The 17,078-nt window shown below is 64.5% G+C and carries 14 protein-coding genes and 2 tRNA genes; 3 read left to right on the forward strand and 13 right to left on the reverse strand.

Annotated elements, in window-relative coordinates; genetic code table 11:
* Positions 1 to 368 precede the first annotated feature (368 nt).
* Both FMA36_RS02665 and FMA36_RS02670 read right to left on the reverse strand, forming a co-directional pair.
* Positions 369 to 444, reverse strand: a tRNA-Glu gene (locus FMA36_RS02665).
* Positions 445 to 521: 77 nt separating this feature from the next.
* Positions 522 to 875: a flagellar basal body-associated FliL family protein gene (locus FMA36_RS02670; protein WP_159260608.1), complete on the reverse strand. Its 354-nt coding sequence runs from the start codon at positions 873 to 875 to the stop codon at positions 522 to 524.
* A gap of 48 nt (positions 876 to 923) precedes the next feature.
* Here FMA36_RS02670 and FMA36_RS02675 point away from each other — a divergent pair, with 48 nt between their 5' ends.
* Positions 924 to 1,895 carry an RluA family pseudouridine synthase gene (locus tag FMA36_RS02675; protein ID WP_159260610.1) on the forward strand — a complete coding sequence of 324 codons (972 nt, stop codon included), beginning with the start codon at positions 924 to 926 and terminating at the stop codon, positions 1,893 to 1,895.
* Positions 1,896 to 2,138: 243 nt separating this feature from the next.
* Positions 2,139 to 3,035, forward strand: coding sequence for an RNA polymerase sigma factor RpoH (gene rpoH, locus FMA36_RS02680; RefSeq protein WP_159260612.1), 897 nt, complete (start codon positions 2,139 to 2,141; stop codon positions 3,033 to 3,035).
* Between the two features lie 198 nt (positions 3,036 to 3,233).
* Here rpoH and FMA36_RS02685 read toward each other — a convergent pair whose 3' ends face one another.
* From FMA36_RS02685 to argC, 5 genes are all read right to left on the reverse strand, one after another.
* Positions 3,234 to 4,523, reverse strand: a complete 1,290-nt coding sequence (locus tag FMA36_RS02685) for an adenylosuccinate synthase (RefSeq protein WP_159260614.1) — start codon at positions 4,521 to 4,523, stop codon at positions 3,234 to 3,236.
* 90 nt (positions 4,524 to 4,613) lie between these two features.
* Positions 4,614 to 5,765: an ATP phosphoribosyltransferase regulatory subunit gene (locus FMA36_RS02690; RefSeq protein WP_159260615.1), complete on the reverse strand. Its 1,152-nt coding sequence runs from the start codon at positions 5,763 to 5,765 to the stop codon at positions 4,614 to 4,616.
* Between the two features lie 84 nt (positions 5,766 to 5,849).
* Positions 5,850 to 7,022, reverse strand: a complete 1,173-nt coding sequence (locus FMA36_RS02695) for a phosphoserine transaminase (protein WP_159260617.1) — start codon at positions 7,020 to 7,022, stop codon at positions 5,850 to 5,852.
* A 66-nt stretch (positions 7,023 to 7,088) separates the two neighbouring features.
* Positions 7,089 to 7,172 (reverse strand) — tRNA-Leu (locus tag FMA36_RS02700).
* Positions 7,173 to 7,248: 76 nt separating this feature from the next.
* Positions 7,249 to 8,184 (reverse strand): N-acetyl-gamma-glutamyl-phosphate reductase, encoded by a 936-nt coding sequence (argC, locus tag FMA36_RS02705; protein WP_159260619.1) that lies wholly within the window; start codon positions 8,182 to 8,184, stop codon positions 7,249 to 7,251.
* A 96-nt stretch (positions 8,185 to 8,280) separates the two neighbouring features.
* Here argC and mazG point away from each other — a divergent pair, with 96 nt between their 5' ends.
* The gene (gene mazG, locus FMA36_RS02710; RefSeq protein WP_159260620.1) at positions 8,281 to 9,075 is read left to right on the forward strand and encodes a nucleoside triphosphate pyrophosphohydrolase; all 795 of its coding nucleotides are present in this window, start codon (positions 8,281 to 8,283) and stop codon (positions 9,073 to 9,075) included.
* 90 nt (positions 9,076 to 9,165) lie between these two features.
* On the opposite strand, the gene FMA36_RS02715 is transcribed toward mazG, so the two are convergent.
* From FMA36_RS02715 to ntrC, 6 genes are all read right to left on the reverse strand, one after another.
* Positions 9,166 to 10,002 carry an inositol monophosphatase family protein gene (locus tag FMA36_RS02715; RefSeq protein ID WP_159260622.1) on the reverse strand — a complete coding sequence of 279 codons (837 nt, stop codon included), beginning with the start codon at positions 10,000 to 10,002 and terminating at the stop codon, positions 9,166 to 9,168.
* 237 nt (positions 10,003 to 10,239) lie between these two features.
* Complete coding sequence (gene hflX, locus FMA36_RS02720; protein WP_159260624.1) at positions 10,240 to 11,550, reverse strand: GTPase HflX; 1,311 nt, start codon at positions 11,548 to 11,550, stop codon at positions 10,240 to 10,242.
* The gene (gene hfq / locus FMA36_RS02725; RefSeq protein ID WP_159260626.1) at positions 11,547 to 11,825 is read right to left on the reverse strand and encodes an RNA chaperone Hfq; all 279 of its coding nucleotides are present in this window, start codon (positions 11,823 to 11,825) and stop codon (positions 11,547 to 11,549) included. Before hfq ends, hflX begins: the two co-directional genes overlap by 4 nt.
* A 127-nt stretch (positions 11,826 to 11,952) precedes the next feature.
* Positions 11,953 to 13,344: a nitrogen assimilation response regulator NtrX gene (gene ntrX / locus FMA36_RS02730; RefSeq protein WP_110566806.1), complete on the reverse strand. Its 1,392-nt coding sequence runs from the start codon at positions 13,342 to 13,344 to the stop codon at positions 11,953 to 11,955.
* Entirely contained in the window at positions 13,334 to 15,601 is a 2,268-nt protein-coding gene (locus FMA36_RS02735) for a sensor histidine kinase NtrY-like (RefSeq protein WP_159260628.1), read from the reverse strand. The genes ntrX and FMA36_RS02735 overlap by 11 nt, the downstream gene beginning before the upstream one ends.
* A complete protein-coding gene (gene ntrC, locus FMA36_RS02740) occupies positions 15,598 to 17,052 on the reverse strand; it encodes a nitrogen regulation protein NR(I) (RefSeq protein WP_159260630.1) in 1,455 nt (484 codons plus the stop codon). Before ntrC ends, FMA36_RS02735 begins: the two co-directional genes overlap by 4 nt.
* Between the last annotated feature and the right edge of the window lie 26 nt (positions 17,053 to 17,078).

Here is a 17,078-nt window from a genome sequence, read left to right on the forward strand (position 1 = left end):
GAAAAAGTTGCATTTTTGTCACGCAGGAGCAAATGCCTCTCTGCAAAAACCGTTTGATAATTCCTAGAGAAATTAAAGAAGAGAAATATGGCGAATGATCGCTGTTCACTATGGTGCCATCTTTTGCAAAATTAAAAGACGGAAAATATTTTAAATTTCAAACACGCTTGATCTGAATCAATGCTTTTTAGGACATAGGCGGCCGCAGTATATAAGATGCCTTTATTATATATTAATATAAAAAAAGTTGCCTTGCCATAGCGCACCTACACTTATCGCAAAGATATTTGCCAAAATGCAGTACATACGAAAAACCCGCCTTGCGGCGGGTTTTTATTCAATCAGTCTTTTATTCAGCCAAAGCTGGCTGGCGTCCCGTAGGGGATTCGAACCCCTGTTGCCGCCGTGAGAGGGCAGTGTCCTAGGCCTCTAGACGAACGGGACAAAAGGCCGGTAGGCGCGTTCTAGGCGATGTCACTGCGGCATGCAAGCAAAGAATCATGCATGCCGCACATTTCCGTTCAGGGCTGCCCCAGCACAAGCCGCGCTGTGATGCGCCGCGTGGCGGGGTCCCACACGATGATGCGCTCAGCCACGCCACCGCCTGTCAGCGCCACGGCCAGCAGCCCGTCCGCCCGTGCCGTGACCGAACGCACGCTCGTGCCGGGCGGCTCTTCAACCACAAGCGCTGCCTGTGCCGCCATGTCCGGACCGGCCACCACGGGGCCCGCCACTGCCATCGCAGCCGCGTGCGGGGGGGAAGGATGCATCATGCGATGCACCAGCACCCCTACCAGCGCCAGCGACCCGAGGAACAGCAGAACCCCCATGCCGATCACTGCAGCGAGCAGCGCGCGCGATCCCTGTTTTTCCATTCCGTGCTTTCCGTTCCCGAATACCGTTTTTTCCGATAGACACATGCCATGAATGACACTGCCCCCCCTGCCCCGATCATCGCCACTGCCGATGATGCAGGCCAGCGCACCGACCGCTTTCTTGCCAACGCGGTCGAAAGCCTTTCGCGCTCGCGCGTCAAGTCCCTTATGGAAAGCGGGCACCTGCTGCGCAATGGCGATCCGCTGCGCGACCCGGCCGAACCCGTGCGGGCAGGCATGTGTTATGAAATTCACCTCCCCCCCGCAATCCCCGCAACGCCGCAGGGCCAGGACATCGCACTCAACATATTATATGAGGACCGCGACCTGATCGTGCTCGACAAGCCCGCCGGCATGGTGGTGCACCCCGCACCGGGCAACGAGGATGGCACACTGGTCAACGCCCTGCTCGCCCATTGCGGCGAGAGCCTGACCGGCATTGGCGGCGAAAAACGCCCTGGAATCGTGCACCGGCTGGACAAGGACACATCGGGCATCATGGTCGCCGCCAAGACCGAGATGGCGCATCAGGCCCTGTCCCTCGCCTTTGCCGAGCGGCGGATCGACCGCGCGTACGAGGCCCTGTGCTGGGGCATTCCCACACCGGGCAGCGGGTCGTTCGATGGTGCGATCGGGCGTGACAGGCGCGACCGCAAGCGCATGGCGGTGGTGACCGGCAGCAGCGGCAAGCACGCGCTCACCCATTACCGGGTTCTGGGCACCTTCCACGGCGGGCTTGCGCATGTGGAATGCAAGCTGGCTACCGGACGCACGCACCAGATCCGGGTGCATTTTGCTCATGCCGGGCATGCACTGGTGGGCGACCCGGTCTATCTGCGCCGCGTTCCCGCTGCCGCCCGCGCCCTGCCGCCTGCGGCAAAGGCCGCAGCGCTGGATTTTGGCCGCCAGGCACTGCATGCGCGCAGGCTGGGCTTCATCCACCCGCGCAGTGGCGAGGAGATGCTGTTTGAAAGCGCGCCGCCGGAAGACTTCCGCCAGCTTCTGACCGATATTGCCTGATTAACAGGCATATTCATTGACAGGAGCAGGAACAATGCCTATGTTCGGTGATTGTTCGCCGGGGCCGACGTCCCCAGGCTAACTGGACGTCCTGCATGGAACTGCCCAGGATGGGGGTTGCATGCGGGGACGTGAGAAGTCCAGTCGTGCGTCTAGCAGAGTGATGATGCAACCCGCCCGGTCACAATGACGTTGAGCCGGATTACAGCTGCCCCCATCCCTCTGGTACAGGAGTCCGTTGCAATGGCCTCTTCTGCTCTTATTTCCGGTCCCGAAAACAACCTGTCCAAATACCTTCGGGATATCCGCAAATTCCCCATGCTCTCCCCCGAGGAGGAACTTCGCCTTTCCCATCGCTGGAAGGACAAGGGCGACACCGAAGCCGCCCATAAGCTTGTCACCTCCCACCTGCGCCTCGTGGCCAAGATCGCCATGGGCTATCGCGGCTATGGTCTGCCGGTGGGCGAACTGATCAGCGAAGGCAATATCGGGATGATGCAGGCCGTGCGCCGCTTCGACCCCGATCGGGGCTTCCGCCTGGCAACATATGCCATGTGGTGGATCCGTGCTGCGATACAGGAATACATCCTGCATAGCTGGTCACTTGTGAAGATCGGCACAACCGCCGCCCAGAAAAAACTTTTCTTCAACCTGCGTCGCCTCAAGGGCCAGATGCAGGCAATTGATGATGGCGACCTCCAGCCCGAGCAGGTCAACAAAATCGCCCAGTCCCTCGGCGTGCCCGAGCAGGACGTGGTAAACATGAACCGCCGCCTCGCCGCACCCGACCACAGCCTGAACGCGCCACTGCGCATGGATGGCGAGGGCGAGTGGCAGGACTGGCTGGTGGATGACAACGACAACCAGGAACAGACCCTTGCCGAGAGCGAGGAATATTCCGGCCGCCAGGCGCTTCTGGCCAATGCCATGAAGTCGCTCAACGACCGCGAGCGTCACATCCTGAGCGAGCGCAGGCTCAAGGATGAACCGGCTACACTTGAAGAGCTGTCGCATGTCTATAACATCTCACGCGAGCGGGTGCGCCAGATCGAGGTCCGCGCCTTTGAAAAGGTGCAGGCCGCAATGAAGGCCGAAGTCACCTCCCGCCGCGCCCGGCACGCTGAAGGGGCGGAAGCCTGAAATAAAGGCGGCGTTCTTCAGAAGCTTTACCAAAAACTTGTAAATCAAAAGCCCCGCAAGCGACTGGCCTGCGGGGCTTTTTCTTTGAATCTTTTGGGAAATAAGAAGTTTTTTGGTGAAGCTTTTTTCCCAAAAGCTTCAAAGAAATGCCGCCCTCCGGAAAAAGGGCGGCACCCAAAAACGTCTATTGGACCCCGATCAGTCCTCGAACGGGTCGCGCATCAGGATGGTATCATCACGCTCGGGGCTGGTGGAAAGCAGGGTCACCGGCGCCTCCACCAGTTCCTCGATGCGGCGCACGTATTTGATGGCCTGCGCGGGCAGCTCTGCCCAGGAGCGCGCGCCCTTCGTGCTGTCTTTCCAGCCTTCCATCGTCTCGAACACCGGGCGGATGCGCTGCTGCGCGCCGGGAGCCGAGGGGAAGTGCCTGGTGGTCTTGCCATCGAGCTCGTAGCCCACGCAGATGCTGATCTCGTCCAGCCCGTCCAGCACATCCAGCTTGGTCAGGGCCAGGCCATTCACGCCGCCCACACGCACCGCGCGGCGCACCAGCACGGCATCAAACCAGCCACAGCGGCGGGGGCGGCCCGTCACGGTGCCGAATTCATGCCCGCGCTCGCCAATGGTGCGCCCCATCTCATCATGCAGTTCGCTGGGAAACGGCCCCTCGCCCACGCGGGTGGTGTAGGCCTTGGCAATGCCCAGCACAAAGCCGATGCTCGTCGGCCCCACGCCAGCGCCGGTGCCCGCATTGGCGGCAACGGTGTTTGATGAGGTCACGTACGGGTAGGTGCCGTGGTCCACATCCAGCATGACTGCCTGCGCGCCCTCGAACAGGATGCGCGAGCCGCCACGGCGGCTGTCATCGAGCAGATCCCACACAGGCGCCATGAAGGGCAGCACGCGGGGGGCCACGGTGTTGAGGAAGTCGAGCAGTTCCTGCTTGGTGAAGGTCTCGGCACCCAGCCCCTTGAGCAGGGTGTTGTGGTGCAGCAGCAGTTCGTCGAGCTTCCAGTCCAGCGTTTCCGGCTCGGCCAGATCACACAGGCGGATGGCGCGGCGGGCCACCTTGTCCTCATAGGCCGGGCCGATGCCACGCCCGGTGGTGCCGATCTTGCGCTCGCCACGGGCGGCTTCACGCGCGCGGTCGAGCGCGCCATGCACGGGCAGGATCAGGGGGGCGTTTTCTGCAATCTTCAGCGTCTCGGGCGTGACCTTGAGGCCCTGGGCGGTCACGCGGTCGATTTCCTTGAGCAGCGCCTCGGGGTCAACCACCACGCCATTGCCGATCACGCCCATCTTGCCGCGCACGAGGCCCGAGGGCAGCAGGGAGAGCTTGTAGGTCTGCTCGCCCACAACCAGCGTGTGACCCGCATTGTGGCCACCCTGAAAGCGCACGACCACATCGGCGCGGCTGGCCAGCCAGTCCACGATCTTTCCCTTGCCCTCGTCACCCCACTGGGTGCCGATCACGGTGACGTTGGACATTTCATGCTCCTTGATATGCTGCCCGGCAGCCACTGCGCGGCCAGCCGGAAAAAACGGGGTCGGTTCAGAAAAAAGAAATCAGTGTAAACTTCAGGCGTCATTCACCGGCACAAGCTGGCCATCCACCACCACCAGCGCACAGGCCAGCAGGGCCGCCTGCGCCAGCGGGTCTTCATCCGGCCCGAGGGCGCTGACCGTGGCATAGCCCGCCGCCCGCAGGGCAGCCGCCTTTTCCGCTGGCGTGCGCCATGGCAAGTAGATGCGCGTGCGGCTGGGCAGGGACGGCGCCGCGCGCAGGATGATGTCGGGCCGCAGGGTGATGCCACAGGCCGGTTCATCATCATTGGACAGATAGCGTCCGCCCCGGCCCAGCTCTTCACGCTGGCCAGCAGCATAAACGCTGACGCACACGCCGGTATGATACTGCCAGCCCCGGAACTCCACCGGGTCCACCGTCAGGCGGATGCCGGGCACGCGGGCCTCGATGGCAGCTACGGTGGCCGCCAGCCGCTCGCTCAGCGCGCGCACGGCGGGGGGCAGGTCAACCGCTGCCAACTCGGCCAGCGCGCCCTGCGCCGGGCCTGCCGCATGCAGAAGGCGGATCAGCACATCGGCCAGGTCGCCGCCATGCCGCGCCACGGCGGCCGCATCCTTGCGGTCAAGCGCGCGCATGAGCGCGCCACGCACATTGCCCTCGAACCCGCCTGCATCAAGCAGGGCGGTGGTGAGCGCTGGCATGGTCAGGTCAAACGAAACACCGCGCACCTGCAGGGTTGCCAGGCACTCGGCGGCAAGGGCCACGATTTCCGCATCCGCATGCGGGCCGTCAGGCCCGATCAGTTCCACGCCCGCCTGCGAGATCTGCCGATCCCCCTCGCCCCGGTTGCTGGCCATGAGAATGCATGGCCCGGCATAGGACAGGCGCAGCGGGCGCGGCACGTCAGGCAGGCGCGTTGCGGCAATGCGGGCGATCTGGGGCGTCATGTCCGGCCGCAGCGCCATCATGCGCCGCGTATCAGGGTCCATCAGGCGGAAGGTCTGCGCGGCCACCGCCGCACCCGAGCCGGAGAGCAGGGTGGTCTCGAATTCCAGCAGCGGCGGGGTCACACGGTCATAACCATGGGCTGCGAACACGCGCATCAGGGTTTCGACGCCCGCAGCCTCGGCCTCGGCCTCGGGAGGGAGCCGGTCCACGAACCCGGCAGGCAGAAGGGCTGGGTTGAACGGCGGATCATCAGTCATGGCAGGGCCTATCGTGCTGCAATCATGCCCGCAGGCACGCGGCCTGGGCATGATGGATCGGACATGGAAGGAGAAAGGGAGAGATCAGGCGTGTTCGTGCCGCACCTGCTCATAAGCCCAGTCAAGCCACGGCAGCACGGCCGCAAGGTCCGCGGTTTCAACCGTGGCGCCACCCCACAGCCGCAGGCCCGGCGGTGCATCGCGGTAGCTGCCCACATCCATGGCCACACCTTCCTTGCCCAGCAGGGAAACGATCTTCTTGGCTGCTGCCGTCTGGGCGGCATGATCAAGCGCTGTAAACCACGGGGCGACAATACGCAGGCAGATGGCCGTGCTTGAGCGGTGCGCCGGGTTGGGGGCAAGGAACTGCGCCCAGTCGGATTTCGCCTCCCATGTGGCGATCGCTGCTAGATTGGCTTCACTGCGGGCGATCAGCCCTTTCAGCCCGCCAATGCCCTCGGCCCATTTCAGGCCATCCAGCGCATCTTCCACGCACAGCATGGAGGGCGTGTTGATGGTATCGCCCTTGAAGATACCCGCGATCAGGCCCTTGCTGTTGGTCAGGCGGAAGATCTTGGGCAGCGCGCGGGGGGCTGGCGTGGACACCAGGCGTTCCACCGCGCGCGGAGAGAGGGCCAGCATGCCGTGGGCTGCCTCGCCACCAAGCACCTTCTGCCATGACCATGTCACCACATCCAGCTTCTCCCACGGCAGGTCCATGGCGAAGGCGGCGGATGTGGCGTCACAGATCACCAGCCCGTCGCGCTGCGTGGGGATGGCGGCATCATAGGGCAGGCGCGCGCCCGATGTGGTGCCGTTCCAGGTCAGCACCACGTCGCGCGACCAGTCCACCTGCGCCAGATCCGGAATCTCGCCATACTCAGCCTTGAGCACGCGGGCCTCGGGCAGCCTGAGCTGGGCAATGATGTCATTGGCCCATGTGGCGGAGAAGCTCTCGAACGCCAGCACATCCACCGGGCGCGTGCCCAGGATGGACCACAGCACCATTTCGACCGCACCAGTGTCGGACGCGGGCACGATGCCAAGCACCCAGTCCTCGGGCATGCCCAGCATGGCCTTGGAGCGGGTAATGACCTCGTTGAGCCGCGCGCGCCCCTCGGTCGAGCGGTGCGAGCGCCCTACCAGCGCATCGGCCAGGGCATGGAGCGACCACCCCGGGCGTTTGGCGCACGGACCGGAGGAAAAGCGCGGATTGGCAGGCCGCACGAACGGCTTTGCAGTAAGGGCTTCAGGCAAGGGAGATAACGTCCTGTTCGCGACACGGGCATTGGCACGGCAACACCGCCAACCGGTGCGCCAGACTGGTGCGAGAGGGGGGATTCGAACCCCCATGCCTTTCGGCGGTCGATTTTGAGTCGACTACGTCTACCGTTCCGTCACTCTCGCATACAGGCACCCCGCCCGGAACGGGACGGATGATACCACGGCAATCAGTCCATGGACGTCTTGCGGACCCGCTATATCACACCGGCGGCGGCGGCTCCAGCCCCAGCATCAACGCCAGATTCTGGATCGCGGCCCCTGATGCGCCCTTGCCCAGATTGTCCAGCCGCGCGGTCAGAACGGCCTGCCCCAGCTCTTCATTGCCATGCACGCGCAACTCCATCCGGTCGGTGCCCGCCAGCGTATCGGCCACCAGCTTGGCGCAGGGTTCGGCCACCGTAATGCGGTCGGAGCCTGCGTAATGCGCGGCCAGCACCCCGTGCAGGTCGGCAAGGCCAACAGTGCCGGGCAGCAGGTCAAGATGCAGCGGCACGGACACGATCATGCCCTGCGCAAAATGCCCGACCGAGGGCACGAACAGCGGCAGCTGGGCAAGGCCGGCATACAGCTTCATTTCCGGAATGTGCTTGTGCCCAAGCCCCAGCCCGTACAGCTCGAATGCCGGGCCGCCATCACGCTCATGCGCCTCGATCATGCTGCGGCCGCCGCCGCTGTAGCCGCTTACGGCATTGACCGTGACGGGATAGTCATCAGGCACCAGCCCGGCTTTTACGAGCGGGCGCAGCAGGCCCACCAGCCCGGTGGGGTAGCAGCCAGGGTTGGATACCCTTGCTGCCTTGCGGATGCGCTCCGGCTGGGCCGCATCCATTTCGGGGAAGCCGTAAACCCAGGCCGGGTCGGTGCGAAAGGCGGTACTGGCATCAAGGATGCGGGGTGCCTCGGCACCCATGCCATCAGCCATGGCCACGGCCTCCTTTGCCGCCGCATCCGGCAGGCACAGGACCACCACATCAGCAACTGCCATCATCTCGCGCCGGGCGTCGGGGTCCTTGCGGCGGTCAGGGTCGATGGAGCGCAGCGTGACCGGCAGGTGCTGGAGCCGCTCGCGGATACCAAGCCCCGTAGTGCCTGCCTCGCCATCGATAAAGACCGTTGCCTGTCCGTCGCTGCTCATGTGCCATCCATCCTGATAAGAACTTCCCGCCCTGCGGTGCGCGATCTATACAAAACCTGCGCCCGACCGCAACATAAACAGGCAGGAACCCCCCTTATGCAAGATGCTGCCCCTCCCCTCCAACGCCTGCTCGACATCATGGCCCGCCTGCGCGACCCCGAAAGCGGCTGCCCGTGGGACAAGGCGCAGGATTTTGCCTCCATCGCGCCCTACAGCATTGAAGAAGCCTATGAGGTGGCCGACACCATCGCCCGTGAAGACTGGGACGGCCTGCCCGATGAGTTGGGCGACCTGCTGCTCCAGGTCGTCTATCACGCGCAGATGGCCGATGAGAAAGGCCTTTTCGACTTCGCCACCGTCGCCACCCTGATTGGCGACAAGATGATCCGCCGCCACCCCCATGTGTTTGGCGAGGCCGAAGCACAGGCCGGGCAGTGGGAAAACGGCAAGGCGCTTGAACGCCTCGCCCGCAACCGGCGCGGCACGTTAGACGACGTGCCCGTGGGCCTGCCTGCGCTGATACGCGCGCGCAAGCTCTCGGCCCGTGCCGCCCGCGTGGGCTTTGACTGGGATACGGCAGGCGAGGTTGCCGCCAAGGTGGATGAGGAACTCGATGAACTGAAGGTCGAGCTTGCAAGCGGCGACCGCGAGAAGATCTTTGATGAACTCGGCGATGTGCTGTTCACGCTGGCGACACTGGCCCGCAAGCTGGACATGGACCCCGAGGCCTGCCTGCGCCAGGCCAACGCCAAGTTCACCCGCCGCTTTACCGCCGTCGAGCATGATCTGGCCGACCGGGGGCTCGCACTGTCCGATGTGGACGTAAAAACCATGGAGGAAGGCTGGCAGGCGGTCAAACGCCAGGAACGCGCGGCAGCAAAAAAGACTTAAAAATCAGAAGTTTTTGGTGACGCTTTTTTCAAAACGCTTCAAAAGAACGCCGCCTTTTTGAAAAAAGGCGGCACCCTGAAACTTTCATCTTTATTCCGCCGTCAGCAGCAGGTCGTGCAGCGCCTGCCAGCTTGCACGGTCAGGCGCATAAAGCAGGCCACCGCTGCGGTCGGTCACGCGGTAGGGCGAGCCATCAAAATGGGCGCTGTAGCCGCCTGCCTCCTGATGGATCAGCCAGCCTGCCAGATGGTCCCACGGCAGGGTGCGGTTGAACAGCAGGAAGTGACAGCGCCCATCGACGAGCATGAGGTATTCATGCGCCGCACAGCGGAAATCCCACGATCCCGCCACCTTGGGCAGGTTATGGGTCACCACGTCGCGCACGGGGGCCGGCAGATAACGCCATGAGGCATTGCCCGCCATCTCGCGTGCGGGCACGGCGAGGGCGACCTGCAGGCGGCGCTCGCCCCCCCTGCCATCATCAAGCCACGCGCCCTGCCCGCGCGCGGCCACGGCAGCAATGTTGCAGATGGGGTCCACAATCGCCCCGCCAACCACTTCACCACCCGATAAGGCAGACACCATCACACCAAACAGCGGCACGCCCGCCGCGTAATTGGCGGTGCCATCAATGGGGTCGATCACAAAGGCCAGTTCAGCCGTAGCCAGACCATCAAGCAGGTCGGGGCCGGCGGCCACCGCCTCCTCTCCCACCACGAGGGCTTTGGGCCAGACGGCCTGCAGGGCTGTGGTCAGATCGCGCTCGGTAGCTTCATCCGCCACGGTCACAATATCCATCGGCCCGCTCTTGCTGCGGATATCGGCATGGTCAAGGCAACGGAAGGACGGCATGACATGGCGCTGTGCTGCTTCACGCATCATCGCCACCACCTTGTGCATATCCGCCAGTGTGATCCGTTGCGTCATTGCTGCCTCCGCCTCTGTCCGTTGTTTAACCCGTCATTCCTGCGCTGCCGGGCGCCACTTTTCCACCCCACGCGCCATCATGGCCGGCTCCCCCAAAAGCCCACCTGTGCGGCCCGTTTGGAAAGAATCCTGTAGTCATAAGGCAGTTTCCGGCGAAGCTTTCCGGGAAACGCTTCAGGAAATGCCGCCTTTTTGAAAAAAGACGGCCCCCTCAAACTCTCGCTTATTCTACAGTTCCTAATCGACCAGACAGGTCACGACACGACCGAACTGCATCTCGAAACGCGCACGGTTGGCGGGCGAAAGGCGCACGGTCATCTCGGCCCCTTCCTCCCCATCACTGCGCTCTGTCACCTCGCCGTGCTCATGCAGCCAGGCCATAGCCGCGCCCTCGGCGATGGGCACGCGATAACGCACCACTTCCATCGCGCGGGTCATGCGTTCATCGATTGCAGCCAGCAGATCAGGCAGGCCATCGCCAGTAATGGCGGAAATGACCACGTTGCCCGGCCGCGCGCCCACGGCATCGCGCCCGCCCACCAGGTCGGCCTTGTTCAGCACCTCGATCACGCGGCCCTGCCAGTCGGCCTCGATCGTGCCGTTGCGCGCCATGCCCTCAAGCACCTCGATCACGTCATTGCGCTGGGATGCGCTATCGGGGTGCGAGACATCGCGCACATGCAGGATGATGTCAGCCTCGGCCACCTCTTCGAGCGTCGCGCGGAATGCGGCGATGAGTTCGGTCGGCAGGTCGCTGATGAAGCCCACCGTATCGGACAGGATCACCCGCCGCCCCGAGGGCAGCTGGATGCCGCGCATGGTGGGGTCCAGCGTTGCAAAAAGCTGGTCCTGCGCATACACGCTCGCCCCGGTCAGGGCGTTGAACAGGGTGGATTTGCCCGCATTGGTGTAACCCACCAGCGCCACGATGGGGAACGGCACCCGCCTGCGCGCCTGCCGGTGGAGGCCGCGCGTGCGGCGCACCTGCTCAAGCTCGCGCTTGAGGCGCACGATCCGGTCGCCGATCATGCGGCGATCGGCCTCGATCTGCGTCTCGCCAGGGCCGCCGAGGAAGCCAAAGCCACCGCGCTGGCGCTCAAGATGGGTCCAGGTGCGCACCAGCCGGCTGCGCTGGTATTCCAGATGGGCGAGTTCGACCTGCAGCGTGCCTTCACGCGTGGCCGCGCGCTCGCCAAAGATATCAAGGATCAGCGCGGTCCGGTCGATCACCTTGCAGCCCAGCGCGCGCTCAAGGTTGCGCTGCTGCACGGGCGTAAGCCGGGAATCGATGATGACAACGGTAATGTTGTCGGCCTTGACCGTCTCTTTAAGCGAATCGACCTGTCCGCCGCCAAGCAGGGTGGCAGGGCGCCGGGCGCGCAGCAGCAGCACCGCCTGGCACACCACCACCAGCCCGATGGAGGCGGCAAGGCCTACCGCTTCCTCCAGCCGGGCTTCGGCCGCGCGGGCATCATCGTGCCGGTCGGGGCGCTCCCATGGCAGGATGACTGCGGCGCGCGTGGCGGATGAAGGCGCCGCCACCGTCACGACGGGCTGCCATCCGTGGCTGCCGGTTCTTCCGTTTCCTCAGCCGGGGGATCGAACAGGCTGACGGGGGTGGCGGGCATGACGGTGCTGATCGCGTGCTTGTAGACCAGCTGCGTATGGCCGTCGCGCCTCAGCAGGACGGAAAAATTGTCAAACCAGGTAATGATGCCCTGAAGCTTGACGCCATTGACGAGGAAAATGGTGACCGGCGTTTTCGACCGGCGGACATGGTTCAGAAACACGTCCTGTACATTCTGTGAAGGTTCTTTTGCCACGGCAGGGCCTTACTTGTTGTTTGTTGGGCGAAAATCAACACGGCACAGTCACGTGTCATGCTACGGCGTTGCCACCATCCGTATCACGGTTCGTTGTCTAGCAGGCATGCGTCAGGTGGGCAAAAGCTCATCCTGCGTTGCGATCCTCCGATGTCACACCGAGCTGCTTGAGCTTGCGGTGCAGCGCGCTGCGCTCCATGCCCACAAAGCCTGCGGTACGGCTGATGTTCCCGCCAAAACGCAGAAGTTGCGCCTGAAGGTACTGGGTCTCGAACAGGTCACGGGCCTCGCGCAGCGGCAGGCTCATCACATCCTCGTCAGAATCGAACTTGAGCAGCGCGGGCGCCCCATCCCCCACCGAGGAAGGCAGCATGTCGGCCCGGATGGGGTCGGTGCTGTTGCCCGGCATCATGATCAGCAGGCGCTCCATCAGGTTGCGCAGCTCGCGCACGTTGCCCGGCCACTCGTAGCTCTGCAGTGCTGCAATGGCATCGCCTGAAAGCTCGCGCAGCGGCAGGCCCGCGTTTTCAGCCGCGCGGTCCAGGAACATGCGGGCAAGCTCGGGGATGTCCTCGCGCCGTTCGCGCAGGCTGGGAATGCGCAGCGGCACGACGGCGAGGCGGTAGTACAGATCCTCACGGAAGCGCCCGAGCCCGATCTCGGCCTGCAGGTCGCGGTTGGTGGTGGCGAGCACGCGCACATCCACCTTGACCCGCCGCGAGCCGCCGAGCCGCTCGAAGGTCTGGTCCTGCAGCGCGCGCACGATCTTGCCCTGCGTTTCGAGCGGCATGTCGGACACTTCATCAAGCAGGAGCGTGCCGCCATGCGCGCGCTCGAGCACGCCGGTACGCCGACCCGTGCCATCATCGCTGCCCTCGATGCCGAACAGCTCTTCCTCAAACCGGCCCGGCGCAAGGGTGGCGCAGTTGAGCGCAATGAACGGCCCCTCGGCGCGACGGGAGCTGGCATGGATCATCCGTGCCGCCACTTCCTTGCCGGTGCCCGCCGCCCCCGAGATCAGCACGCGCGAGCCGGTCGGCGCCACGCGGTCGATCTGGTTGCGCACGGCGGCAATGGCCGCACTGCGCCCCTCGAGCACGGTGCCTGAACCCGCGCGCAGGCGCAGCTCGGCATTCTCGCGCGCAAGGCGCGAGGCCTCGAGCGCGCGGCGCACCACCACGAGCAGCCGGTCAGCCTGGAAGGGTTTTTCAATAAAGTCGTACGCGCCGTGCTGCAGGGCCGCAACGGCGGTCTCGATGGTGCCATGGCCCGAGATCATGATGACCGGGACGGATGGCTCCTCCTTGTGCAGCACATTGAGGATGCCCAGCCCATCAAGCCGTGAACCCTGCAGCCAGACATCGAGCACCACCAGCGCGGGCCGACGCTCCCTGAAGGCAGCGATGGCGGAATCGGAATCGCCCGCCAGCCGCGTTTCATATCCTTCATCGGCCAGAATGCCTTCGATAAGGAGCCGTATATCCGGCTCATCATCGACGATCAGGATTTCATGCCCCATGGTCGTCCTTTATCGGCAAAATCAACGTCGACACAGCTCCCCTGCCCCCGGCATTGTCCTCAAGCCCGATGCTGCCGCCATGATCTTCAAGAATCTTCTTGACGATCGCAAGGCCCAGGCCGGTTCCCTTGGGCTTGTGCGTCACATAGGGCTCGGTCAGCCGGGCGCGATCTTCGACCGGTAGCCCGATCCCGTCATCCTCGACGCGCAGGCGAACATGCGCGCCGTCATTTTCCAATGTAATACGGATGTGGCCAATGACGCCATCCCCGCCCGGCGCCACGCCCGGCGCGCGCATGGCAATGGCGTCGGCCGCGTTCTGCAGCAGGTTGGTCAGCGCCTGGCCCACCAGCCTGCGGTCGCAGCGCACCAGCGGCCCCCGGTCGGGCAGGTTTACATCATAGACCAATTCGGGGTGGGCGTTGCGTTGCAGGATCAGCGCCTCGCGCACGATGCGCGAGAGATCCTCGTTGCGCATCACCGGCTGAGGCATGCGGGCGAAGGCGGAAAATTCATCCACCATGCGCCCGATATCGCCCACATGGCGGATGATGGTGTCCACGCATTGCACAAACGTATCGGGGTCGGATGAAATCTCGCGCAGGAAGCGGCGCTTGAGCCGCTCGGCCGCAAGCTGGATGGGGGTGAGCGGGTTCTTGATCTCATGGGCGATGCGGCGCGCCACGTCCGCCCAGGCCGCCTTGCGCTGCGCCACCTGCAGGGCTGTTATGTCATCAAACGTAACCACATAGCCCTCGGCCGAGACACCGGCCACGCTGCCCTGCATTTCCGCGCCGATTCGCACCAGCAGCGTGCAGGCACGCCCCCCTGCCAGCACCTGCACCTCGCCCGTCAGTTCACGCGCGCCATCCTGGGCGATGCGGTCAAGCATGTCGGCAAGTTCGGGCACCACCTCGATCAGCGGGTGGCCCACGTAATCCGCCATGTCGCGGTGCAGCAGCACGCTGGCCGCCCGGTTGGGCAGTTCGATCATGCGCTGCGAATCCAGCCCGATCACCCCGGCCGAAACACCGGACAGCACGGCCTCGGTAAAGCGGCGGCGTTCATTGATCTGGTTGTTGGCCTGGATCAGCTCGGCGCGCTGGGTGGCAAGCTGGGTGGTCATGCGGTTGAAGGCGCGTGACAGACTGGCCACCTCGTCATCACGGTCGCCCTCAGGCACGTTGCTGTCGAGATCGCCCTTGCTCACCCGCTCCGATGCCAGGATGAGCAGGCCGAGCGGGCGCACGATCTGATTGGCCAGCATCAGCCCGATCAGGATGGCCGCACCAAGCACCAGCACCGCCACGAGGGCGAATATGAGCACGAAAGTGAACTGGATCTTGCCGCGATTGCCATTGAGCCGCTGGTAGTCGGCCACAACCTGTTCGGTGCGGTGCATGTGCTCGAGAATGTCGGGATCGACAGGGCGGGCGATCATGAGCATGAGCGGCGGCGTGTCACCCAGCGTCACCACCGCGCGGACGGTCTTTTCATCCGCCGAATCCAGGATCGCGATCTCGTTGGTGCGGGCCATGAGGGTGGCGGCTGGCGGCGGCAGGTCCTTCATGTTGGCCGCGCGCCCCATCAGCCCGCCCGAGGCCACGACGGTGTTGGTGAACGGGTCGTACACCACCGCCACGTCCAGCCCGCGCAGGGTGGCCTGTGAATCCAGCACCTGCGAGAGCGCATCGGGGTTGTGCAGCAGGTCATCGCCCGAGCCGGCCAGCGCGGTCTGGGCGCTGACCAGATAGTTGGCCAGCGAGAAGGCCTCCGTGCGGATATTGGCGTTATGCTCCTGCAGGTAGCCGCGCGAGGTTTCCAGCGCCTCGTTCAGCGCGGTGTTCACCCGGTCGCTGAACCAGATCTGGATGCCGTAATGAAAGAACACGGCAGCAAACGTGCCCACCACGATGGTGGGCGCCACCGCCACGATGCCGAACAGCGTGACCAGCCGCACATGCAGCCGCGCGCCCGCCAGCCCGCTGCGCCGCTCGGCCAGCACGCGCCCCACCTTCTCGGTCAGCGATGTGGCCAGCAGCAGCAGCACCAGAAAGTTGAGGATGAACACCAGCGCCTGGATTTGCGGGTGGTGGGCCAGCGAATTGCCGCCCGACAGCACCACGAAGGTCGCCACACCCAGCACGAGTGCGAGCAGCACCAGCACCAGGGCCACGTTGCGGCGCACGAGCATGTCGAGCATGCGCTGCGCCAGGCGGTAGGCAACGCCGGTGCGCGGCGGGGCGGGCGTGGTCATGCCCCCCCGCGCACCACGGGAATGTCGAGATCGCGGATTTTCTTGCGCAGCGTATTGCGGTTCAGCCCCAGCATGGCGGCGGCGCGGATCTGGTTGCCGCGCGTGGCCGAGAGCATCATGGCAATGAGCGGACGCTCCACCTCGGCAATCACCTTGTCATAGATATCGCTCATGGGCATGTCATCCTGCCCGGCACCCGCGGCGAGGAAGCGCCTGAGGTGCCGCTCGACCGCCTCGGCCAGGGTTTCGGTGCTGTTGCCCCCCTCGCCCGGCGCGCCGCAACTGCTCACCTCGGCAAGTTCGGCATCGATGATGTCGGCCCCGATGCTCTCCTGCGGGTGGAGTGCGGTGATGCGGCGCATCAGGTTTTCAAGCTCGCGCACGTTGCCCGGCCAGCGATAGGCCTGCAGGCGGGCCATCGCCTCCTCATCAAGCACGCGCACATTGCCCGCGCCATCGGCGTTCTCGTTAAGGAAGTGGCGCGCCAGCAGCGGAATGTCCTCCACCCGCTCGCGCAGCGGCGGCAGGCGCATGGGCACCACGTTCAGGCGGTAATACAGATCCTCGCGGAAGTTGCCTTCACGGATGGCCTGGCGCAGGTCGCGATGGGTGGCGGCGATGATGCGCACATTGGCGCGTATGGGCACGGTGCCGCCCACTGTGGTGAATGCGCCATCCTGCAGCACGCGCAAAAGCCGGGTCTGGGCCTCGGGTGGCATGTCGCCAATCTCGTCAAGGAACAGCGTGCCGCCCGCAGCCTGCTCGAAGCGCCCCGCCACACGGCTCGTCGCCCCCGTAAAGGCCCCGCGCTCGTGGCCGAACAGTTCGCTCTCGATCAGGTTACGCGGAATGGCGGCCATGTTGATGGCCACGAACGGCCCCGCGCGGCGCGGCCCGTAATCATGCAGGGCGCGGGCGACGAGTTCCTTGCCGGTGCCGCTCTCACCCGTAATCATCACGGTCAGGTCCGATGTCGTGAGGCGGGCAATGATGCGGTAGATGTCCTGCATCACCACCGAACGCCCGATGAGCGACATCTGCTCCTCGGGCCGGGGGGCGACGGCTGCGGGCTGCACCGGCATGGCGGGGGTTGCCAGCGCGCGGGCCACGACGGCCAGCACCTCCTTGAGGTCAAACGGCTTGGGCAGATATTCGAACGCGCCGCGCTGGGTTGCCTTGACCGCCGTCATGAGCGTGGACTGCGCGCTCATGACCACCACCCGCAGGTCGGGGCGGATGCGGCGGATGCGCGGAATGAGGTCCAGCCCGTTCTCATCGGGCATGACCACATCGGTAATCACGAGGTCGCCCTCGCCCTCCTCCACCCACTGCCACAAGGTGGAGGCCTGGGCCGTGGCGCGGACCTGATAGCCCGCGCGGCCAAGCGCCTGGCTCAGCACCGTGCGGATGGAGCGGTCATCATCGGCAACAAGAATGGTCGGCAGCGACATACGCTATAAATCTCTCAACTCTGGCG

It is taken from the genome of Komagataeibacter xylinus (assembly GCF_009834365.1).
GTDB lineage: Bacteria > Pseudomonadota > Alphaproteobacteria > Acetobacterales > Acetobacteraceae > Komagataeibacter > Komagataeibacter xylinus_D.